Origin of the sequence: Rhodanobacter thiooxydans, assembly GCF_030291135.1 — a bacterium.
Classification (GTDB): domain Bacteria; phylum Pseudomonadota; class Gammaproteobacteria; order Xanthomonadales; family Rhodanobacteraceae; genus Rhodanobacter; species Rhodanobacter thiooxydans_A.
Genome location: NZ_CP127409.1, coordinates 541,704 through 563,917 on the forward strand (window position 1 = coordinate 541,704; position 22,214 = coordinate 563,917).

Genomic DNA, 22,214 nt, shown 5'->3' on the forward strand with positions numbered 1-22,214 from the left:
CCCCAATCCTCCCCTGCGTTGCAGGGGAGGGAGCAGGGCGTCGGTGCCTCGCTCCTGACTCCTCCTCCTGCTTGCAGGGGGAGGTTGGGAGGGGGTGGCTCGAGCGTGCGGAGAAGCACCGTTCTCGGACTCTCCCCTGCGTTGCAGGGGAGAGGGAGCGTCGACCCCTTGTTGCTCAATGCTGCGCATGGCGCTCGACCTCGCCCCATACGCGCAGCAGATTGCCGCCCCACAGCTTGGCGATATCGGTGTCGCTGAAGCCAGCCTTGCGCAGCGCGGCGGTGACGTTGCGGGTTTCGCTGGCGTCCTTCCAGCCGGTGATGCCGCCGCCGCCGTCGAAGTCGGAGGCGATGCCGACGTGGTCGATGCCGGCGACTTTCACCATGTGCCGGATCTGCTTCACGTAGTCGTCCAGGGTGGCCAGCGGATACTTTTTCTGGATCTCGGCCATGCCCGCTTCCATCTCGGGCCGGTAGTCGTCATTGTCGCTGTCGTATGCCTTCTCGCCGGCCTGTTTCGCCACGGCCTCCTGCAATTTTTTCTCGGCGGCCTCGCGGCCGGGGTCGTGCTTCAGGAATTCCTTGTACGCCACCGCCTGGATCACGCCGCCCTTGGCGGCGATCGCGCGCAGCAGGTCGTCGGGCACGTTGCGCGGGTGGTCGAGTACGGCGCGCGCGCCGGAGTGCGAGGCGATGAGCGGCGTGGCGGACACCTTGAGTGCGTCGCGCACGCAGCGATCCGAGGCGTGCGAGATGTCGACCAGCATGCCGAGCTGGTTGGCGCGCTTGACCGCGGCGCGGCCGAAGTCGCTCATGCCGGTGTCGCCGGCGCTGTTCATCGCCGGCTCGCCGTGTTCGGTATCCGGCAGCGAGCTGGTGCACAGGTCGTTGTTGCCGACGTGGACCAGGCCGACCGAACGCGCGCCGCGGTCGAACGCGGCGTCGAGGCGGTGCAGGTCGTGGCCGAGCGAGTAGGCGTTCTCGATCTCGATGGTGGCCGAGAGCAGGCCCGCCTTGCGGTTGGCCATCAGTTGTTCGGGTGTGGTGGCCAGGCGGATGCGGTCGGGATACATCATCAGCATGCGGCCGATGCCGTCGTATTTCTGGCTGGCCTGTTGCACCGCCTTGGCATAACCGGCGGCGTCGAGCTGGTGCTGCGGCACCCAGACCACGAAGAACGCCGCGTTCAGGCCGCCGCGCTCCATCTTGCCCAGGTCGACCAGCAGGCGGGTGTCATGCCCCACGTCGAAGCGTGGCTCGCCCATGTAGTTGAACGGGATGTCGATGTGGGTGTCGATGGTGACCGGCGGATCCTGCTGCGCCTGCGCGGGCAACACAGCGGCGAAGCCCAGGGCGGCGAGGATGGCGAGGCGGGCAGTCGTGTTCATGGCGTTTCCCAGTTCCGGGCCGGCTGTTCGCCGGCGATCATTTCCTCGAAGTGCTGGCGGCGGCGCACCACGGCATAACGGCCCCGCTGCAACAGTACCTCGGCGGCCAGCGGTCGCGAGTTGTAGGTGGAGGCCATCGACGTACCGTACGCGCCGGTGGCCTTGATCAGCAACAGGTCGCCGGCCGCGCACTCGGGCAGTTTGCGGGCGCGGGCGAAGGTGTCGCCGGTCTCGCAGACCGGGCCGACGATGTCGTAGGTGGTCGTCGGGCGCGGCTCGTCCGCTACCGGCACGATGTCGTGCCAGGCGTCGTACAGGCTGGGCCGCTGCAGGTCGTTCATCGCCGCGTCCAGCACCAGGAAGCTGCGCTCGATGCCGGGCTTGACGCGGATCACCCGGGTCAGCAGCACGCCCGCCTCGGCGACCAGGTAGCGGCCCGGTTCCAGCAGCAGCTTGCCGCGGTAGTCGGCCAACGCTTCGCGGATCACGCCCACGTAATCGGCCGCGGCCACCGGCTGGTCCACGCCGGCGCGATAGCAGACGCCCAGTCCGCCGCCGACGTCGATGCTGTTGACCGGATGGCCGGCCTGTTCGAGTTCGCGCCAGAACGCGGCGACCCGCTGCAGCGCGAGCCGAAACGGTTCGACGCTGAGGATCTGCGAACCGATGTGCACGTGCAGGCCGTCGAGTTGCACGTGGCTAAGCTGCTTGCGATCGGCGAACCAGCGGCGTGCCTCGTCGATGCTGACGCCGAACTTGTTCTCCGACCTGCCGGTGGAAATCTTCGCGTGGGTCTGCGCGTCCACGTCGGGGTTGATGCGTACCGCGGCGCGTGCCGTCACATCCTGCGCCTTGGCGACGCGCTGCAGGGTATGCAGCTCGTCCAGCGATTCGACGTTGAAGCGCAGGATGCCGACGTTGAGCGCGCCGGCGATCTCGTCGGCGCTCTTGCCGACGCCGGAGAACACGATGCGTTCGGCCGGGATGCCGGCGTTGAGTGCGCGGCGCAGCTCGCCCACCGAGACGATGTCGGCGCCGACGCCGGCGTTTGCCATCAACTGCAGGATGGCGAGGTTGGGATTGGCCTTCGCCGCGAAGCAGATGGTGGCGTCGAGGCCAGCCAGCGCGGCCTGGAGTTCGCCGATGCGCCGATGGATCGCGCTGGCGGAGTAGGCATGAAAGGGGGTGGCGATGCGTTCGGCCAGTTGCCGCAGGTCGACGCCGTCGAACATGCCAGGGGCACCGTCCGCTTCCCGGGCGGTTTCCTGCACGGTCGGGCGGTTCGTCGTCTGCGTGGACATGGGTTCGCTATCAGTGGTTGGTGTGATGATGCCGGAAAAAAGAGCGGCCCGGCAGTTGCGCGGGCCGCGATCGGGGGAGGGCGATCAGAAGTTGACGGACATGGTCAGCTGGGTGAACCGCGGCGACTGGAAGCCCAGTGGCTGGCGGAACGTGTCGCTGGTGGAGTTGGAGATGGACGTCTGCAGGTCCTGGTCCACCGCCGTGGTGTGCTTCTGGTTGAGCAGGTTGTAGACGGCCAGCTTGATCCGGAACTCGCCGCCGTTGAACGGCTGGATGTAGCTGATGCCGGTGTTGAGCGTGAAAGTCCACGGCAGGCGACCGTACTTGCCGCGCGGCGAGCGTTCGTAGACGCGGTTCTCGGATACCGGCGAGTCGCAGTTCTGCACGCAGATGAAGTAGCTGTGGTAGTTGGTGGCGTCGTAGGGGTTGCCCACGCCGAAGCCGGTGATCGGGCCGCCGGAGACGGCGTTCACGTCGGCGCCGAGCTGCCAGTGCGGGGTGAGCGCATAGGTGCCGCGCAGCTTGAACTGGTGGCGACGGTCGTTCGGCAGGTAGCCGTCGCCGCCCAGGTTTACCCACGGATCGTCGAAGTTCTCGGTGCGGCCGGTGTCGTCGAAGTCGGTGTCCGAATTGACCGGGCCTTCCGCGTTGCCGCGGTTCCACGACATCGTGTACGAGGCGTTCATCGCCCACTTCTCGTCCCACGCGCGGTTCAGCTGCAGCTCGACGGCGGCATAGGTGCGCTTGGGCTTCACCCAGCCGCGCTGGCCTAGGTAGTTGCCGCTGGCGTCGTACATCGCCCAGCCTTCCTTGGAGGTGTCCACGGTGAGGTAGCCGTCAGGGGTGCCATCGCAGTTGGTGTCTCCCCACACGGTGACCTTCTTGCCCGGGTTGGCCATCACCCAGCCGATGTAGCCGTTCTCGCCGCACTGCGCGGTGGCGCTGATCTCCATGTCGTCGATCGCGTTGTGCAGGCGCCGGTAGGTGGCGCTGACGCCCCACGACCACTGCGAGGTGATCAGCTGCTGGAAGCCCAGGATTGCCTCGTCCTGGTAGACCGGGTCCATGTTCTTGTCGACCTCGGAGCGCAGGTCGCCCACGGTGCCGTCACCCTGGGAATTGTCGACCGCGCCGATCTGCGGGCCAAGCTTCGGGATCGCGTACTGCACGCCGTTGAGGGTCTGGTAATTCCAGCCGTCGAACGCGTAGTAGGTGCGCTCGTCGAGCAGGCCGCCGGCCTGCTTGATGTTGATCACGTTGGCCACCGGCAGGAAATAGCGGCCGAGGTTGCCAAACAGCTTGGTGCTGCCGTCGCCCTTCATGTCCCAGGAGAAGCCCAGCCGTGGCGCGATCTGCCGGCTCATCTTGATGTAGCTGCGGCCGGCGGCGTCCTGGTTGTCGAAGCTGTCGTTGCGCACGCCGGCGTTGAGCACCAGGTTCGGCGCCACCTGCCAGCTGTCCTCGATGTAGTACGCGGCATTCTTGGTGGTGAAGGTGCCGGCGATCTCGTAACGCCGCGCGCGCACGTAGGCGTCGTAGCCGGCCGGCACCACGCCGCCGTTGGAAATGGTGGAGCCGGCGCTGGCGGCGTACAGGTTGTAGTAGTACGCGCCCGGCCCGGCGTAGTGGCGGCTGTAGTCGGAGGTGTCGTTCTCGTGGTCGTAGCCGAAGCGCAGCAGGTGGTCGCCCAGCGTCCACTCGAAGTCGGCACGCGCCTGCTTGCGGGTGTCGTTGCGCTTGTACACGGTGGAGCTGCTGGTGCAGCCCAGCTGCACGCCCGGGTCGTGGATCGCCCTGAACGCGTTGTTCGCCGAGATGTAGTTGCAGTCGATGTCCAGCTGCGAGCGAGTGAATGCCTCGCGCTCGTTGCGGCCGTACATCAGCTTCATCGACAGGTCGTTGGTGAGGTAGCTGGTCCAGGTCAGCGCCCAGTTCTTGCCGCCGGTGTCGCTGAAGACCTTGTTGGTGCGCGTGCCGAGGGTGCTGCTGTTGTAGTCGTAGCTGTAGACGTCGCCGGTGTTCTTGTTCTTGTCGGAGAAGGCCATCAGCTGCAGCACGTTGCTGTCGGTGACGTTCCAGTCGATGGTGGTGCCCCAGAAGCCGGTGTCCGAGTTGTTGGAGGTCAGCGTGGTGCCGGCGTTGTTGGTGTTGCGCGGGCTGCTGCCACGGGCCTCGTACATGGCGAAGATGAACAGCTTGTCCTTGACGATCGGGCCGGAGGCCCAGACGTTCGTCTTCACCAGCGAGTCCTGGTCGCGACTGGCGGTGAGGTAGCGATGGCCGCTGGCGTCGTAGTGGTCGTCAGCCCGCGAATGCCAGTTGCCGGGCTCCAGGGTGACCTCCATGCCGCCCTTGAATTCGTTGGAGCCCGAACGCGCCACGGCGTTGACCACGCCGCCGGTGGTGCGGCCGAATTCGACCGAGTAGCCACCGGTCTTGACCTGGAACTGGTCGTAGAACGCGAACGGCGCCTCGGAGAAGCCGTTGCGGTTGTAGAAGTCGGTGACGTTGAGGCCGTTGACGTAGAACGCGTTCTCGGCGATCGAGGAGCCGCCGAAGGAGATGCCGCCGAAGCCGGCGTTGCCCTTGACCACGCCCGGCGCCAGCAGCGCCACCGAGGTGACGTTCTGGTCCACCGGCAGGCGCACCAGGTCGGCGCGCGAGACGATGGTGGCCGACTCGGTGGAACTCACGTCGATCACCGGCAGCACTGAGCCGGTGACGTTGATCGCGCCCAGGCTGGTTGCGTTCGTCGCGCCCAGGTCCACCGTGGTGGTGGTGCCCAGCGCCACGGTGACGTTGCGCGTCGAACCCACCGGCTGGCCGCTGCTGCTGGCGTTGATGGTGTACTGGCCCACCGGCAGGAACGGGAAGCGGTAGTTGCCGTCGCTGTCGGCGGTGATCGTGCGGGTCAGGCCGGTGGCCGGATTGGTCACCACCACGGTGGCGCCGGCCTGGGTGCGGCCGGCCACCGAGCCGTCGTTGTTGGCCGCGTACGCCTGCGGGCCGCCGAAGGCGGCGAGCGCCAGTCCGAGCGCCGTGCCGAGCACGGTCCTGCGCAATGTCCGGGTGTTGCTCATGTTCCCCATCTCCCCATCGACGCCGTCGATGCCATGTTCATGAAAAGCTGCTGGTTGGTTAGTTGCTGCCGCGTCCCTGCGCCGCTGGCAGGACCTGCCAGTCGAAGTCGTAATCCAGTTGATCGAAATAGAGGTTGCCGCCGCGCCATTCGGCTTCGCCGCGTTGCGAGTCCACGTCGTCGGAGCGGAACTGCCGTTTGGACGGCTGGAAGCGGCGGCCGTAGTCGTCGTTGAAGGCGATGCGCCAGTTGTCGAGGCCGCCGAGGTAGAACCATTCCAGCGCCTTGTCGTCGGAAGGCGCCGGATGCAGGCGGCCGGTGGTGACGTCCATCGGCACCCAGCCGTACGGCGGCAGGTACAGGTAGCCCCAGTCGTGGATGTTGCTGTAGCGGCTGCCGTCGTCCGAATAGACCATGCCGGACTGCCAGCGTGCGGGGATGCCGTTCAGGCGCAGCAGGGTCATCAGCAGCAGGGTCTGCTGGCCGCAGTCGGCGTGGCCGGCGTGCAGCGCGTAGTCGCTGATGTTGCTGATGGTGGAGTATTCGCGCGCGCCGGCCCAGGGGATCTGGTCGACCGCGGTGAACAGCTTCTGCGCGATGCGGTACGGGTTCTTCTCCTCGCCCACGACCTTGCGCGAGAACGCGCGCATCGCGTCGGTGAACACGATGTGCGGCGCGCGCTCGGCCACGAACGGAGCCAGTGCCGGCGTGATCTTCTCCACCGTGACCCTGGCCGGGTCGATCGCGTGGTACTGCGCCAGCAGGGTCAGCTCGTAGGTGACCGAGAACACCGTCTTCTGCCCGGCTACTGCCGGCTTCTCCAGGTACACCGTGCGCTGCGGCGCCGACGCGGGCGCGATCTGGTGTGTCGATGGCACGCTGGCCACGTAGCGGATGTCTTCCTGCTGGCCCGGCACCGCCTGCGGGTACGGAATCCACGCGCGCACGGTTTCGCCGGCGGGCACCGCGTCGGCATTGACGGTGAGCGTCTGCGTCATGCGCAGGCGCTGCGGCAGCACGCTGCTCTTGTGTTCGGCCAGTGCGGCCCGGTAGATCGCGCGCTGGTGGTCGTTCAGCGCTTCCATCGGGCCGTCGGTGATCGGTGTCTGCACCGCGCGCCGCGCCACCGCTTCGGGGCTGAGCCGGAACAGGTTGCCGGGCGAGCGCTTGAAGTACAGCGTCCTGCCGTCGATGAGCTGGTGCTCGAACAGGCCGGCCGCGTTCCACTTCGCGAACTCGGCGTCGGTGAGGTCGGGGATCTGCTTGCGCACGCGCGCCTTGACGTCGTCGGCGCTCAAGGTGAAGTCGAGCAGGATGCGGCGCATCCGTTCGCGCTGGAACGTGAGCGCACTGCGCGTGTCGGCGGACAGGCCGGGCTGCGCCAGGGCGCCGCTGATCGCCGCGTCGGCCGCCTTGAAGTGGCCGGCATCGATCTGGGCGATGATGGGGGTGACGGCCTTGCCGCCGGTGCCGGCGAAGGCAAACGGGGCGACCAGCAACAGGGTGAGCAGGGACGCGGCGACGCGCGCGCCACGTGCATGGCGGCGTACTTTGGGTGCGACAGGTAGCAACGTATCCATCGACAAACGTCCCCGCAACGAATCCCCTGAAACCGCTGTGTAACACGCTTGCAAATGCCGGTCAATAATTTATGCTTCTATCTAAGTCGACAAGAATCAGCTATTCCTTGATGGTGGAAACCAGCCAGCCTGCGAATACCCGCGAACGATCCACGAGGGGATGCATGTGATCCACACGGTCTGGCCCTACCTGGCGCTGATGTTGCTGGTCGCTGGTTTGTTTCCGGCGATGGAACGCCGCTTCGGCTGGAAGCTGTTTTCGGTGCTGCCGCCGATCGTGCTGACCTATCTGTTCGTCACCGCGCTGGCGGTGTCCGGGCTGTGGCAGGTCAACGCCGAGATCAAGGCGGCGCAGTCGATGCTGGTCTCGCGCATGGTGCCGGCGCTGCTGTTCCTGCTGATGATCAACTGCGACCTGCGCGCGATCTGGCGGCTCGGTCCGCGGGTGCTCGGCGTATTCGCCTGTACCTCGGTCAGCCTGTTCGTGGCCTTCATCGGCACCTATCTGCTTTACCGCCACTGGCTGCCCGGCAACGACTGGCAGCCGCTGGCCGCACTCTCCGGCAGCTGGGTGGGCGGCAGCGCGAACATGATCGCGGTGAAGCAGGCGATCGGCATGTCCGACACCTATCTGGCGATGTCGCTGCTGACCGATGCGCTGGGTTATTCGATGTGGGTGGTGGTGCTGTTCTCGGTGGCGCGACTGGCGCCGGCGTTCAACCGCTGGACACGGGCGGCGTCCAGCGGCGACATCCCGCTGGCGCCGGTGAAGACCAGGGCGCCGACCACCTACGACAGCGTGCTGCTGTGGCTGGGCATGGCGTTGGCGGTGGCGGCGCTGTCGGGCTGGCTGGCCGGCTGGCTGCCGGTATCCGGCATGGTCAGCGCCACCACCTGGACCATCCTGCTGGCCACCGGCTTCGGCCTGCTGGTGGCGCACACGCCGCTGGCGGAGTTTCCCGGCGCCAGCACGATTTCCAGCGCGATGCTGATCAGCGTGGTGGCGGTGCTGGCCTCGCAGAGCAACTTCCAGGGCATCGCCGCGGCGCCGCTGTACCTCTTGTGCGGCGTCACCGTCATCGCGATCCACGCGGTGCTGCTAGTCGGCTTCGCCAAGCTGTTCCGCTTCGACCTGTACCTGTGCGGGATCTCCTCGCTGGCGCATATTGGCGGCGTGGCGGCCACGCCGATCCTGGCCGCCAGCTATTCGGCCGCACTGGTGCCGGTCGGTATCCTGCTGGCCCTGCTCGGTTACATCCTGGGCACCGGCTTCGGCCTGCTGGTGGCGACGATCCTGTCCACGCTGGCGGGCGCGTGATGCGCTTTCAACATAGGACCAAGACGATGCGAATCCCCCTGCTTGCCGTCACCGCGCTCGCGCTCGCCTTCGCCGGCGCACCGCTGCAGGCGCGCGAGGCGAACGATGCGTTGACCGTGCCGCCGTCCGGCGTGCTCGGCGTCGGCGAGGCGCAGCTCACCCCCGCGTTCTGGATCGGCCTGCAGGCCCAGCCCGACCGAGTGATCCTCGACCGCGCGGCGATCGAGGCGCAGAACGCGAAGCTGCTGCAGGTCGACCCGTCAGTGCACGACCTGCGCGCGTTGCCAAAGACCTTGAGCCGCGAGCAGGTCACTGGCTGGATCACGGCGTTGTCCGGGCGGCCGGAGCGCCCGCTGTTCGACGTCGACGGCCAGCCGGTGCCGGCCGCCACGCTGGATGCCGTGGTCGCCAACCGTGCGCTCGACGCGATCCCCGCGCAGCAGCCCGCGCGTTACGGCCTGGTGGTGCGTCGCGCCGCGTTGCGCACGTTCCCTACCGCGCTGCGCGTGTTCAGCGAGAAGGGCGACACCGACATCGACCGTTTCCAGGAAACGGCCGAGTTCCCCGGCACGCCGGTGGCGATCGTGCACGCCAGCGCCGACGGCAAGTGGCTGTTCGTGGTCAGTCCGCGCTACGCCGCCTGGACTGAGAGAGAGAACGTGGCTGAAGGCAGCGACGCGCAAGTGTTCGGCTACGCCGGCAAGGCGCCGTACCGGGTGATCACTGGCGCCACCGAGCACACCGTGTTCACCCGCGAACAGCCCGCGGTATCGCAGCTGCAGCTGGACATGGGCACGCGCGTGCCGCTGGTGACGGACTTGCCGCCGGACCAACCGGTCAACGGGCAGACGCCATACACCTCGCACGTACTCGAGCTGCCGCTGCGCAAGGCCGACGGCACGCTCGGGTTCAGTCCGGCGCTGCTGCAGAAGAACACTGATACCGCCGCCGACTACCTGCCGTTGACCCGCGCCAACATCATCCGCCAGGCCTTCAAGTTCCTCGGCGAGCGCTACGGCTGGGGCCACGCCTACGATGGCCGCGACTGCTCGGGCTTTGTCTCCGACGTGTACCGCAGCATGGGCGTCGAGATGCCGCGCAACACCAGCAAACAGGCGATCAGCCCGGCACTGGAGCATCGCGCGTTCACCGCGAAGGACAGCCGCGAGGAACGCATCAAGGCCGCGCAGGCGCTGGAGGTCGGCGACCTGGTCTACATCCCCGGCCACGTGATGATGGTGATCGGCCGCCTGCACGGCCAGCCTTACGTGATCCACGACACCACCGGCATGAGCTACCGCAAGGCCGACGGCAGCAAGGCACGGATCAAGCTCAACGCGGTGTCGGTGACGCCGCTGCTGCCGCTGCTGTTCAACGACAAGCAAAGCTATGTCGATCGCATGACCAGCATCGTGCACATCCGCCCCTGAGCGCGCCTGCATCAAGAAGAAACAGGACACAGATTCCATGAAGGTTTGCCCATGAAAATCACCGACATCCAGTTCGGCATGCTGCGGGTGCCGCTGAAAACCCCGTTCAAGACGGCGCTGCGCACGGTCAACACGGTGGAGGACATCGTGGTGATGGTGCACACCGACTCGGGCCAGGTCGGCTACGGCGAGGCGCCCGCCACCGCGGTGATCACCGGCGACACCCACGGCTCGATCATCGACGCGATCCGCCACTACATCTCGCCCCGGCTGATCGGCCAGGACATCGCCGACCTCAACCACCTTACCCAGCTGATCCAGTCCTCGATGGAGAAGAACACCAGCGCCAAGGCGGCGGTGGAGATCGCGGTGTACGACCTGTGGGGTCAGCTCTACGGCGCGCCGCTGTACAAGCTCCTGGGCGGCGGCGACCCGGTGATCACCACCGACATCACCATCAGCGTCGACTACATCGACAAGATGGTGGCCGACTCGGTCAGCGCGGTGGAACGCGGCTTCGAGTCGCTGAAGATCAAGGTGGGCAAGGACATCGGCGTCGACATCGAGCGGGTCAAGGCGATCTACGCCGCGGTGGAAGGCCGTGCGCTGCTGCGGCTGGACGCGAACCAGGGCTGGACCGCGAAGCAGGCGGTGTACGCGCTGCAGACGCTGGAGGACGCCGGCATCAAGCTGGAGCTGATCGAGCAGCCGGTGAAGGCGCGCGACCTGGCCGGCATGCGCTACGTCACCGAACGCGTGCACACGCCGGTGATGGCCGACGAGAGCGTGTTCGGCCCGATGGAGGTGATCGAGCTGATCCGCCTGCGCGCGGCCGACATCATCAACATCAAGCTGATGAAGACCGGCGGCATCTCCAACGCGATCCGCATCGCCGACATCGCCGGCATGCACGGCATCGAGTGCATGATCGGCTGCATGCTGGAAACCTCGATCAGCGTGGCCGCGGCGGTGCACGTGGCGGTGGCCAAATCCAACGTGATCACCAAGGTCGACCTGGACGGCCCGTCGCTGTGCCAGTTCAATCCGGTCGACGGTGGGGTAATCTTCAACGAGTCGGAAATCTCGGTGACGGACGCCCCCGGACTGGGCATCCGCGAGATCCGCGGATTGGAGAGGATCGAAGCCTGATGTCGCCGCTGGTCAAAATCCGTTCGGAACGCGACCAGATGTCGGCAGTGGAGCGGCGCATCGCCGACTTCATCCTGGAGAACGCGCAACTGCTGCGCGACTACTCCTCGCAGCAGCTGGCCAATGCGCTGGGGATCAGCCAGTCCAGCGTGGTCAAGTTCACCCAGAAGCTGGGCTTCAAGGGTTATCCGGACCTGAAGTATTCGGTCGGCGAGGCGATCGCCCGCGCCGACAACGGCGACACGCCGCAAGTCGCGACGGCGAGCGGCGGCGAGGGCGGCGGCGCGTCCGCCGGCAACCTGTGGCGGCGCAAGTCCGAAGCCGAGGAGGCGACCCGGCTGATCAACCCGCCGGAAACCCTCCACGCCGTGGCGGGTGCGATCGAGCAGGCCGGCCGCGCCGGCAAGGTGTTCATCATCGGACTCGGTGAGGACGACATCCACGCGCGCGGCTTCGCGCTGAAGCTGTCGCTGCTGGGCATCCTCACCGTGCACAACTTCGACACCGCGCGGATGACCGCGAACGTTTCCGCGGCCAGCGCCGGCGACGTGCTGCTGGTGTTTTCCGAACACGGCAACCATCCGGCGCTGTGCAAGATCGCCCGCTACTTCCGCGAGCGCCGCGGCCAGGTGATCACGGTGACGCGGCACACCGCGAACCCGCTGCGCGCGCTAGCCGACCTCTGCCTGGTGGTGTCGGCGCACGACGAGCTGCCGTACATCCAGCCGCTGCTGTACCAGTCGGCGCTGCAGCACCTGCTCGACAGCGTGTTCGTGCAACTGTGCGAGGACCACGACGATCGCCACGCGCAGCTGCTGGCCAACCTCGACCGCATCCAGCTGATGCTGGAGCCGTAGGGGCCGGGAATCGGGAATAGATATTTGGGAATCGCAGTAGCCCGCTTGCGGGCGATGCTTTTGAGCCGGGATTCGGGACTCGGGATTCGCAGAAGCACCACCCGCAAGCGGGCTCATGTTGCGTGATGAAGAATTGCCGGATGAAAAGCTGATGACTGTTCACCGCCGCACCCTTGCCTTGCTGGCGTTTGCCGCCACGCTCACCGGCGCCGCGCATGCCGCCGCCGCGGAGGCACCCTGGCAGGACGCCCGCCAGATGATCGTGGTCACCACCGCCGGCTGGAACACCGACCACGGCGAGCTGCGCGGCTTCGAGCGCCACGGCGATGCCTGGCGGGAAGTCATCGCGCCGGCACCGGTGACCATCGGCAAGAACGGCGCCGGCTGGGGCCTGGGCCTGAACGCGCCGCAGCATGACGGGCCGCTCAAGCGCGAGGGCGACAACCGCAGCCCGGCCGGCGTGTTCCGCATCGGCGAGGCGTTCGGCTACGCCGCGCACGCGGCCACCGCGCTGCCGTACCGTGCGCTCACCGCCACCGACTGGTGCATGGATGTCAGCGGCACGGCGCAATACAACCGCATCGTCGATGCGAACGTGGTCGGCGCCGACGCCGTAAAGGGTTCCAGCGAACCGATGCGACGCGACCTACACGCGAACGGCGACCAGCGCTACCGGCTCGGCTTCGTGATCGAGCACAACGCGCAGGCGGCGCCGCAGGGCGGCAGCTGCATCTTCGCGCATCTGTGGAAATCGCCCGCCGACGCCACCGCCGGTTGCACCGCGATGACGCCGGCGCTGATGCAGCGGCTGCTGGCCTGGCTGAAGCCGCAGGATCATCCGGTGTTCGTGCTGCTGCCGCAGGGCGAGTACGAGCGCTTGCGTGCCGACTGGCAACTCCCGGCGCTGGCCGCCGCGGATGCTGCGCAATGAGTGCGACCACCCGGGTCCTGGTGGGACTGGCCACCGGCGCGCTGATCGGCCTGGTGCTGGCCGGCTGGAACGAGACCGTGGCGCTGCAGGTGGCGAACGTGGCGCAGCCGATCGGCAAGCTGTGGCTGAACGCGCTGCAGATGACCGTGGTACCGCTGGTGCTGGCGCTGGTCGTGGTGGGCGTCAATACCGCCACCGATGCGGCCGCCTCGGGCCGCATCGCGCGCCGCGCGATCGTGGTGTTCATCGTGGTGCTGACCGGCGGCGCGGTGTTCGCGGCGCTGGCCGCACCGCTGGTGTTCTCGCTGTTCCCGCACAATCCGGCACTTATCGCCGCGCTCGATCACGCCAGCGTGCCCGCGGCGGCGCAGGCGGCGCCGAACTGGATCGACACACTGGTGGCGATCGTGCCGAACAACGCGATCATGGCCGCGGCCCAGAGCGCGATGCTGCCGCTGGTGGTGTTCGCGCTGTTCCTCGGCTTCGCGCTGACCCGGCTCGCGCCGACGCGACGCGCGCTGCTGATGGAATTCTTCCAGGCGGTCGCGGATGCGATGATCGTGATCGTGCGCTGGGTGCTGTGGATCGCGCCGCTGGGCGTGTTCGCGCTGATCTTTTCCGTCTGCGCCCGCTCGGGCCTGGGCATGCTCAGTGCGCTGGGCGTGTACGTGCTGGTCGAATGCCTGCTGTACCTGTCGGTCACCGTGATGATGCTGCCGCTGGCGGTGGTGTTCGGCGGCGAGAAGCTGCGCCGTTTCGCGCTGGCGCTGGTGCCGGCGCAGGTGGTGGCGATCAGCACGCAGTCCTCGCTGGCCTCACTGCCGGCGATGCTGGAAAGCGCTGATCGCCGGCTCGGCTACCCGAAGCAGGTGGCCGCGCTGGTGCTGCCGATGGCGGTGAGCCTGTTCCGCCTGACCAGCCCGGTGCAGTACGTCACCTCGGCGGTGTTCATCGCCTGGGCCTACGGCATCGACCTCAGTACCGCGCAGCTGCTGGCTGGCGCACTGCTGGCGGTGGTGATCAGCCTGGGTTCGGTTGGCCTGCCGGGCCAGGTCACCTTCATCGCCACCAACCTGCCGGTGGCGCAGGCGATGGGTTTGCCGCTTTCCCCGCTGGGCCTGATGCTGGCGGTCGACACCATCCCCGACGCACTGGCCACGCTGGGCAACGTCACCGCGGACCTCACCGCCACCAGCGTGGTGACGCGGCAGTCGCGGCGCGATACCGCCTGAGCGAAGGCCTGGCGGCTGCGCCTGGTGCCGCTGGCGGAACCGGGGCGGACGGCACGGCTATAATGTCGTGCCCGGCGCGTTGCGCCGCCAAGTCCCGCAAGGCGCGCCATGCTGCTGATGATCGACAACTACGACAGCTTCACCTACAACCTCGTGCAGTACCTGGGCGAGTTGGGGCAGGCGGTCAAGGTGGTGCGCAACGATGCGCTGGACGTGGCTGGCATCCGCGCGCTGAAGCCCTCGCACATCATGATCTCGCCGGGGCCGGGTACGCCGGACGATGCAGGCGTGTCGCTGGACGTGCTGCGCGAGCTGGCCGGCGAGATCCCGGTGTTCGGCGTGTGCCTGGGCCACCAGGCGATCGGCCAGGTATTCGGCGGCAAGGTGATCCGCGCCAAGCGGATCATGCATGGCAAGACCTCGCCGGTGATCCATCGCGGGCAGGGCGTGTTCGCCGGCCTGCCGAATCCGTTCGAGGCCACGCGCTACCACTCGCTGGTGGTGGAGCAGTCGTCGCTGCCGGATTGCCTGGAAGTCACCGCGTGGACGGAGAACCCGGACGGCTCGATCGACGAGATCATGGGCCTGCGCCACAAGACGCTGGCGGTCGAGGGCGTGCAGTTCCATCCCGAATCGATCCTGACCCAGCACGGCCACGACCTGCTGCGCAATTTCCTGGGCCAGCCGCTGAGGGCGGCGGCATGAACGGCCACGCCCGTGAGATCACCATCACGCCGCAAGAGGCGCTGCAGCGCACGATCGAGCACCGCGAGATCTTCCACGACGAGATGATCGCGCTGATGCGGCAGATCATGGCGGGCGAGGTGAGCCCGCTGATGACCGCGGCGATCATCACCGGCCTGCGGGTGAAGAAGGAAACGGTGGGCGAGATCACCGGCGCGGCGCGGGTGATGCGCGAGCTGTCGGCGAAAGTGGACGCGCCGCCGCACGAGCACTTCGTCGACATCGTCGGCACCGGCGGCGACGGCGCCTCCAGCTTCAACATCTCCACCACGTCGATGTTCGTGGCGGCGGCGGCCGGCGCGCACATCGCCAAGCACGGTGGCCGCAGCGTGTCGTCGAAGTCCGGCAGCGCCGACGTGCTGGAGGCGCTGGGCGCGGCGATCGAGCTGGCACCAAAGCAGGTGGCCGCGTGCATGGCCGAGACCGGCATCGGCTTCATGTTCGCGCCGAACCACCACCCGGCGATGAAGGTGGTGGCGCCGGTGCGCAGGGAAATGGGCGTGCGCACGCTGTTCAACATCCTGGGGCCGCTGACCAACCCGGCCGGCGCGCCGAACATCCTGATGGGCGTGTTCCATCCCGACCTGGTCGGCATCCAGGTGCGCGTGCTGCAGCAGCTCGGCGCGCGTCACGCGCTGGTGGTGTGGGGCCGCGACGGGCTGGACGAGATCTCGCTGGGCGCGGCGACCCTGGTCGGCGAATTGCGCGACGGCGTGGTGCACGAGTACGAGGTGGAGCCGGAGGATTTCGGCCTGGCCATGGCGTCCAGCCGCAACCTGCGCGTGGAAAATGCGGACGAGTCGAAGGTGATGCTGCTGGACGTGTTGCAGGGCCGCCACGGCGTGGCGCACGACATCGTCTGCCTGAACGCCGGCGCGGCGTTGTATACGGCCGACGTGGCCGCCTCGATCGGCGAAGGCATCGAGCTCGCCCGTGCCACGATTGCCAGCGGCGCCGCGCATGCGAAAATGCAGGCCTTCGTGGCGGCCACCCGCCGCCTTGCCGGTTCACGCTAGAACGCACGCGGTGTGCGAAGCTGCTGCCGCCCCCGATGTGCCGGGGTTCTTGTCGCGCATGGGATGCGCTCCTACACCATCAGTGAGATGCCATGACTGACATCCTCAATCGCATTCTTGCCCGCAAGGCGGAAGAGGTTGCCGAACGCCGGGCACGGCTGCCGGAGGCCGAACTGATCGCGCGCATCGCGGACCTGCCCGGCACCCGCGGTTTCGCCGCGGCGATCGAGGCAAAGATCGACGCCGGCCTGCCGGCGGTGATCGCCGAGGTGAAGAAGGCCAGCCCCAGCAAGGGGCTGATCCGCAAGGATTTCGACCCGGCAGGGATCGCGAAGAGCTACGCGGCCGCCGGCGCGGCCTGCCTGTCGGTGCTGACCGACAGCGACTTCTTCCAGGGTAGCGAGGCGTTCCTGCAGCAGGCGCGCGAGGCGTGCTCGCTGCCGGTACTGCGCAAGGACTTCATCATCGACGCCTACCAGGTGTACGAGGCGCGCGCGATCGGCGCCGACTGCATCCTGCTGATCGTCTCGGCACTGGACGACGACGTGCTGCTGCAGCTGTCGCTGCTGGCGGCGGAGCTCGACCTGGACGTGCTGTGCGAGGTGCATGACGAAGATGAGCTGGAACGCGCGCTGGCGTTGCCGGTGCCGCTGATCGGCGTGAACAACCGCAACCTGCGCAGCTTCGAGACCTCGCTGGAGACCTCGCTGGCCCTGCAGGAACTGGTCGAGTACGACCGCGTGCTGGTGGCCGAATCGGGCATCCATACGCCGGAAGACGTCGCGCGCCTGCGCGAGGGCGGCATCCAGGCGTTCCTGGTCGGCGAGGCGTTCATGCGCGCCGAAGACCCGGGTGCCGAATTGCGGCGGTTGTTCTCGATCCCGTGACCGTGATGCCGGAGCAGGGGGCGCTGGCGCCAGCAAGCACGGATGCGGCATTGCCGCGCGTGGTGCTGTTCGATTTCGATGGCGTGCTGATCCGCGGCGATTCGTTTTATCTGTTCATGCGCGAGCGCTACCGGCGTTCACCGTGGCGTTGCGCGCTGGCCCTGCTGTGTTCGCCGCTGCTGCTGTTGCTGCGTCCGTTCTCGCGGCGCGGGCCGATGCACACGCTGGTGCGTATCGCCCTGTTGGGTCTGGATGAACGGCGTTACCAGACCGCTGCGGGCGCGTTTGCCGCGACCCTGGCGCGGCGGCCGAAGCAGTTCTGTCGTGATGGCCTGCAGGCACTGCGCCGACACCAGTTGCAGGGCGACCGGGTGATCGTGGTGACCGGCTGCGAGCACACCCTGGCCAGCGGTATCCTGCAGCAACTGGGATTGACCGATCTGGAAGTCCTCGCTTCGCAACTGCGTCCCGGCTGGCTCGGCATGCGCCTGCTGCGGCACAACGTGGGGCGGCGCAAGGTGCAGTCGCTGGCCGAGCGCGGCGTCGAGGCATGGCAGCTGGCCTATGGCGATTCGATGTACGACGCGCCGATGCTGAAACTGGCCGCCGAGGCAGTACTGGTCAATGGCACGCCCACGCTGTGCAAGAAGATGGAGAGGGCGCTGGGCCGCGCGGTCACCCGCGTCGAGTGGTTCTGATTACGGTTTCGTGGTTTCGCAGCACGGGCACTGCCGCCGGTTCTGCCCGGCGCGAGCGGTGGGTAGTGCCGCCCTGCGCAGCAACCTCCGGCACGGGAATCACTTCCCTCGCGCCTACAGCAGTGCCTGCGCCAGTTGGCCCAGGCTGATCAGCACGATCAGGCTGCCCACGGCGGCCATCACGGCCTGCTCGGGCAGGTGGCGCACCAGCCAAGCGGCGAACGGCGCGGCGATCACGCCGCCGGTGAGCAGGCCGAGCACGATCGGCCAGTGGCCGACGCCGACGTGCCAGACCAGGGTGGCGGAGACGCAGACCGTCACCACGAACTCGGCGGCGTTGACCGAGCCGATCGTGCTGCGCACGCCGCCACCGCGCGCGATCAGGGTGCTGGTGGCCAGCGGCCCCCAGCCGCCGCCGCCGATCGCGTCGAGCAGCCCGGCGAAGAAGCCCAGCACGCCGCTGTGCTGCACCTGGTGGCGGGTCAGCCGCTTGCCGAAGGCGCGCAGCAGCACCATCGTGCCGAGGATCAGCAGGTAGGCGTTGACCCAGGGCCGGATCGCCTCGCCCGGCACGCTGGCCAGGAAGGTCGCGCCAAGGATGCCGCCGATCGCGCCGGGAATGGCCAGTTGCCAGAACAGGCTCCAGCGCACGTTGCCGAACCAGGCGTGCGACGCACCGGAGACGCCGGTGGTGAACACCTCGGCGGTGTGCACGGTGGCGCTGGCCACCGCCGGCGGCAGGCCCAGCGCCAGCAGGATCGAGTTCGAGACCAGGCCGTAGGCCATGCCCAGCGCGCCATCGACCAGTTGGGCGAGCAGGCCGACACCTGCAAAGATGAAGAACTGTCCGTAATCCAAGCGTCATCTCGCAGCCGATGGCGAGGCACCATCCTCGACCAGTCTTCGTAAAAAACCGGTTCAGACGGTGCGCGGGGTGCCTCGCGAGGGCTCAGCGCGTGCCACGCACCACGATGGTCTTGCCGGAGACGTCGATCATCCGTTGCTCTTCCAGCTGCTTGAGCACGCGGCCGACCATTTCGCGCGAACAGCCCACGATGCGGCTCACTTCCTGGCGCGAGATGCGGATCTGGGTGCCGTCCGGGTGGGTCATCGAATCCGGCTCCTGGCACAGGTCGAGCAGGGTGCGCGAGATGCGGTTGGTGACGTCCATGAACGCCATCCGGCTGACCTGGCGCGAGGTGCGCAGCAGGCGGTTGGTCAGCTGCGAGCCGATGGCGAACAGGATCTTCGGGCACTCCTCGCGCAGCGGACCCTCCATCAGCTGGAACAGGCGCTCGTAGCTGACCTCGGCCATCTCGCACGGGGTGCGCGTGCGCACCATCGACTCGCGCTGGGCCTGCTCCACGAACAGGCCCATTTCGCCGATGAACTGGCCGCGGCTGATGTAGGCAAGGATCAGTTCGCGACCCTGCTCGTCCTCGGTGCATACCGCCAGCGAGCCCTCGACCACGTAATACAAGGTGTTGGCCGGGTCGCCGGGGCGGATGATCGCGGTCTTGCCCGGGTAGCGCCGGCGGTGGCACAGGGCCAGGAATCGCTCCATGGAGGCGGGGTCCGGGGCGAAGCCAAGCGGTGCCTGCGAACGTTCGAAAGCCTGTTGGAGCTGGTACTTGAGTTGCGCCACGTTTATCCCCCACAGATGGTTGAAGTCACAGCGGCGGCCATTGCCACACGGCACTGCTTGTCCGCGGACCATCCCTGCAAGCTTGGCATTATGGCAAACCTGACGATTTGCGACAGGTTCAATTTCTCGTTCTTTTGCCCCATAATTCGCGGTCTTCCGTATGCGGCAGGATTGTCGCATGCGATACGCAAGGGTCGTGCAGGCTGCGCGCCTGTACTTCACACCATATCGCGGGGACCCTTGTCGCTAACCCGCCTCTGCTGATGGCCGAAGTCCGGTCATGGAGAGCTGCCCGTGGTCAAGCCACTTCCCCGTCTGCGCCTGCAGGGTTTCAACAACCTGACCAAGGCGTTGAGCTTCAACATCTACGACATCTGCTATGCGGTGTCGGAAGACCAGCGCCGCAACTACATCGAGTACATCGATGACCAGTACGACGCCGACCGGCTGACCCAGATTCTCACCGACGTGGCCGAGATCATCGGCGCGAACATCCTCAACATCGCACGCCAGGACTACGACCCGCAGGGCGCCTCGGTGACCATGCTGATCTCCGAGGAGCCGGTGGTCGAGAAACTCGGCCGCGACACCATTTCCGGTGCCGTGGTCGCGCACATGGACAAGAGCCACATCACCGTCCATACCTATCCGGAAACGCATCCGCACAACGGCATCGCCACGTTCCGCGCGGACATCGACGTGGCCACCTGCGGCGTGATCTCGCCGCTGAAGGCGCTGAACTACCTGATCGACAGCTTCGAGTCGGACATCGTGGTGTGCGACTACCGCGTGCGCGGCTTCACCCGCGACATCAAGGGCAAGAAGCACTTCATCGACCACAAGATCAATTCGGTGCAGGACTACCTGGCCAAGCACATCCGCCAGAAGTACGAGATGTTCGACGTCAACGTGTACCAGGAGAACATGTTCCACACGAAGATGCACATCAAGGACTTCGACCTGGAGACGTACCTGTTCGACTCGCACGCCGACGACCTCTCGTTCAAGGAGCGCCAGCGCATCGAGTCGCTGCTGCGCCGCGAGATCGAGGAACTGTTCCACGGCCGCAACCTGATGTGACGAAAAACCCGCCGAGAGGCGGGTTTTTTTGGACTTCCTTTGCGGGAACGGTTCTGGCCACGCGCATGGTCCAGCGGTCGCGAGCATTCGTTCGCCGGTGCGCGTCGAGACTTCGGTGCCGTCGGGCGGGTGTTCGCCGAAGGCCTGCCCGGGCGCTGACTACCCTCATGCCGGTGCTGGGGGTGCGTGCAGTTACCCGGCGAGCTTTTCCCTGAAGCCGAGACCGGGTTTCCACGGGGCATGACAGTCATGGCCGCACACGGTTTTCGTTGCCCGGTTGCTCGGCGGCCGCGAGCCGCCGCCATCGCCGTCCTGCGCGGTAGCGGTATTCAGGCACCGCCGAACAGCTGCTCGGCGCGCTGGAACAGCACCCAGCTCGTCGCAATGACCTTGTCGCCGCCCTGTGGGCGGTTGCCGCGGTGTGTATGCGTGAACGAAGCCGGCGCCAGCAGCAGCGTACCCGTGCGCGGTACGATCTTGCGCTGCTGGTACAGAAACTCGGTCTCGCCCTCGGCAAAGCCGTCATTGAGATAGATCGTCCACAGCAGGTGGCGGTGCAGTGTGTCGGCGCGCGGGTCGCGTGGGTACAGCTCGCAATGCCAATAAGGGTAGCCACCGCGTCCCGCGCTGTAGCGTTGCAGGTTGATTGCCCCTGGCCGGAATACCGTTTCAACCAGGGACGACAATGCGCCGTCGTCCATGGTCTGCAGGCGTTCGGACGTCAGTCGGTGGCGGGTGCCGCCCGGGCCCGGAACCTCGAGCATCAGCGGCGCGATCAGCGCATGCGGATATCGCCTCAGGTAGGCAAGCACCCCGCGGAACACCGCCTGATTGAGCGCCGTTTCCGCCTCGTGCCAGTCGGCCTGGTCGCTGAGGGCAAGATCCTGGCTGTCCTTCAGTTCGGGGAGCACGCCGCCGCCAACCCGCCCCGGGCGCGTCCGGGCACTCGCGGCGAAACGCTCGACCAGCGCAGCACACTGTACCGCCGGCAACGCATCGGGATACACCTCGATAAAGTCATCCGGGGCATTCGTGGTAGTGGACATGGGCATGCGGTGGCACCGTTGGCGCGCCGCGCGGTGCGCGGGAAAGCACGAAGGCGGTCATCATGGCACGGCGCGGGTGGCCCTTGAACCGGTGTCGCGTCGCGCGCGCAGCTGCCGCCGCGCAATGGATCCCTAATCGAGCAATCCCCGGCGCAATGCGTAGCGCACCAGCTCGGCGGTGTTGCGCACGGCAATCTTGGTCAGCACGCGGGCACGGTGGTTTTCCGCGGTCTTGGTGCTGATCGCCAGCTGGCGCGCGATTTCCTTGGTGGTCAGTCCCTCGGCGATCAGGCGGAACACCTCCCGTTCGCGTGCGGTCAGGAGCTCATAGCGATCATCCAGCACGCGCTCGGGGTGCTGCAGCTGTTCGGCCAGCGCGCGCGCCGCTTGTGGGCTGAAATGCCCCCGTCCGGCATGCAGGTTGCGTACCGCGGCGAGCAGTTCCGCGGCGGCGCTGTCCTTGACCAGATAACCGCTGGCACCAACGCGTACGGCCTGCAGCACGTACTGATCCTCCTGGTGCATGGTCAGCACCAGCACGCGCGTATCCGGCAGCGCCTGACGCAGCTGGCGCACCACCTCGACACCGTTCAGGCGCGGCATCGACAGGTCGGTGATGACGATGTCCGGGCGCGTGGCCAGCGCCTTGTCGACGGCTTCGACGCCGTCGGCGGCCTGCGCGATAACCTCTATGTCGCCGTCGCTTTGCAGGATGCCCACGAGGCTCTCACGAACCAGGGTGTGGTCATCGACGAGCAGGACGCGGATCGGGATGGGCGGCATGCGACATACCCTGCATGCCATCTCCAACCGCGTCAAGCGCAGGGCCGGTG

19 protein-coding genes are annotated in these 22,214 nt (G+C 67.2%); 11 read left to right on the plus strand and 8 right to left on the minus strand.

All coding sequences use genetic code 11. The annotated features are described in order from the left end of the window. Positions 1-175: 175 nt before the first annotated feature. The 4 genes from QQA13_RS02320 to QQA13_RS02335 all read right to left on the minus strand — a co-directional run bounded on the left by QQA13_RS02320 (position 176) and on the right by QQA13_RS02335 (position 7,348). Positions 176-1,387, minus strand: coding sequence for a dipeptidase (locus QQA13_RS02320; RefSeq protein WP_108470643.1), 1,212 nt, complete (start codon positions 1,385-1,387; stop codon positions 176-178). Then, the gene (gene lysA / locus QQA13_RS02325) at positions 1,384-2,688 is read right to left on the minus strand and encodes a diaminopimelate decarboxylase (RefSeq protein WP_108470644.1); all 1,305 of its coding nucleotides are present in this window, start codon (positions 2,686-2,688) and stop codon (positions 1,384-1,386) included. Before lysA ends, QQA13_RS02320 begins: the two co-directional genes overlap by 4 nt. Positions 2,689-2,772: 84 nt before the next feature. After that, positions 2,773-5,769 (minus strand): TonB-dependent receptor, encoded by a 2,997-nt coding sequence (locus QQA13_RS02330; RefSeq protein ID WP_108470645.1) that lies wholly within the window; start codon positions 5,767-5,769, stop codon positions 2,773-2,775. Positions 5,770-5,827: 58 nt separating this feature from the next. Then, entirely contained in the window at positions 5,828-7,348 is a 1,521-nt protein-coding gene (locus QQA13_RS02335; RefSeq protein ID WP_108470646.1) for a transglutaminase-like domain-containing protein, read from the minus strand. 160 nt (positions 7,349-7,508) lie between these two features. On the opposite strand from QQA13_RS02335, the gene QQA13_RS02340 reads away from it, so the two are divergent. From QQA13_RS02340 to QQA13_RS02385, 10 genes are all read left to right on the plus strand, one after another. After that, complete coding sequence (locus QQA13_RS02340; protein WP_108470647.1) at positions 7,509-8,666, plus strand: DUF819 domain-containing protein; 1,158 nt, start codon at positions 7,509-7,511, stop codon at positions 8,664-8,666. A gap of 26 nt (positions 8,667-8,692) precedes the next feature. Then, positions 8,693-10,096: an SH3 domain-containing protein gene (locus QQA13_RS02345; RefSeq protein ID WP_108470648.1), complete on the plus strand. Its 1,404-nt coding sequence runs from the start codon at positions 8,693-8,695 to the stop codon at positions 10,094-10,096. Positions 10,097-10,147: 51 nt separating this feature from the next. Next, positions 10,148-11,245 carry a dipeptide epimerase gene (locus tag QQA13_RS02350; protein WP_108470649.1) on the plus strand — a complete coding sequence of 366 codons (1,098 nt, stop codon included), beginning with the start codon at positions 10,148-10,150 and terminating at the stop codon, positions 11,243-11,245. Beyond that, entirely contained in the window at positions 11,245-12,102 is an 858-nt protein-coding gene (locus QQA13_RS02355; RefSeq protein ID WP_108470650.1) for a MurR/RpiR family transcriptional regulator, read from the plus strand. Before QQA13_RS02350 ends, QQA13_RS02355 begins: the two co-directional genes overlap by 1 nt. Before the next feature lie 151 nt (positions 12,103-12,253). Then, positions 12,254-13,033 (plus strand): L,D-transpeptidase family protein, encoded by a 780-nt coding sequence (locus QQA13_RS02360; protein WP_234411255.1) that lies wholly within the window; start codon positions 12,254-12,256, stop codon positions 13,031-13,033. Beyond that, positions 13,030-14,265 carry a dicarboxylate/amino acid:cation symporter gene (locus QQA13_RS02365; protein WP_108470652.1) on the plus strand — a complete coding sequence of 412 codons (1,236 nt, stop codon included), beginning with the start codon at positions 13,030-13,032 and terminating at the stop codon, positions 14,263-14,265. Before QQA13_RS02360 ends, QQA13_RS02365 begins: the two co-directional genes overlap by 4 nt. Positions 14,266-14,373: 108 nt before the next feature. Further along, positions 14,374-14,970 carry an anthranilate synthase component II gene (locus QQA13_RS02370; RefSeq protein WP_108470653.1) on the plus strand — a complete coding sequence of 199 codons (597 nt, stop codon included), beginning with the start codon at positions 14,374-14,376 and terminating at the stop codon, positions 14,968-14,970. Continuing rightward, positions 14,967-16,025, plus strand: a complete 1,059-nt coding sequence (trpD, locus tag QQA13_RS02375) for an anthranilate phosphoribosyltransferase (protein WP_108470654.1) — start codon at positions 14,967-14,969, stop codon at positions 16,023-16,025. Before QQA13_RS02370 ends, trpD begins: the two co-directional genes overlap by 4 nt. Before the next feature lie 92 nt (positions 16,026-16,117). Further along, positions 16,118-16,912: an indole-3-glycerol phosphate synthase TrpC gene (gene trpC, locus QQA13_RS02380; RefSeq protein ID WP_108470655.1), complete on the plus strand. Its 795-nt coding sequence runs from the start codon at positions 16,118-16,120 to the stop codon at positions 16,910-16,912. 5 nt (positions 16,913-16,917) lie between these two features. Continuing rightward, on the plus strand, positions 16,918-17,610 hold the full coding sequence (locus QQA13_RS02385) for a haloacid dehalogenase-like hydrolase (protein WP_108470675.1): 693 nt from the start codon (positions 16,918-16,920) through the stop codon (positions 17,608-17,610). Positions 17,611-17,724: 114 nt separating this feature from the next. Here the strand turns inward: QQA13_RS02385 and QQA13_RS02390 are convergent, their stop codons facing one another. Then, positions 17,725-18,468, minus strand: coding sequence for a sulfite exporter TauE/SafE family protein (locus QQA13_RS02390; protein ID WP_108470656.1), 744 nt, complete (start codon positions 18,466-18,468; stop codon positions 17,725-17,727). Positions 18,469-18,559: 91 nt separating this feature from the next. Beyond that, positions 18,560-19,261 carry a cAMP-activated global transcriptional regulator CRP gene (crp, locus tag QQA13_RS02395; RefSeq protein WP_199909801.1) on the minus strand — a complete coding sequence of 234 codons (702 nt, stop codon included), beginning with the start codon at positions 19,259-19,261 and terminating at the stop codon, positions 18,560-18,562. Between the two features lie 288 nt (positions 19,262-19,549). On the opposite strand from crp, the gene speD reads away from it, so the two are divergent. After that, positions 19,550-20,335: an adenosylmethionine decarboxylase gene (gene speD / locus QQA13_RS02400; RefSeq protein WP_108470658.1), complete on the plus strand. Its 786-nt coding sequence runs from the start codon at positions 19,550-19,552 to the stop codon at positions 20,333-20,335. A 329-nt stretch (positions 20,336-20,664) separates the two neighbouring features. Here the strand turns inward: speD and QQA13_RS02405 are convergent, their stop codons facing one another. Further along, complete coding sequence (locus QQA13_RS02405; protein ID WP_108470659.1) at positions 20,665-21,381, minus strand: 2OG-Fe(II) oxygenase; 717 nt, start codon at positions 21,379-21,381, stop codon at positions 20,665-20,667. Positions 21,382-21,513: 132 nt separating this feature from the next. Next, positions 21,514-22,164 (minus strand): response regulator, encoded by a 651-nt coding sequence (locus tag QQA13_RS02410; RefSeq protein WP_108470660.1) that lies wholly within the window; start codon positions 22,162-22,164, stop codon positions 21,514-21,516. Between the last annotated feature and the right edge of the window lie 50 nt (positions 22,165-22,214).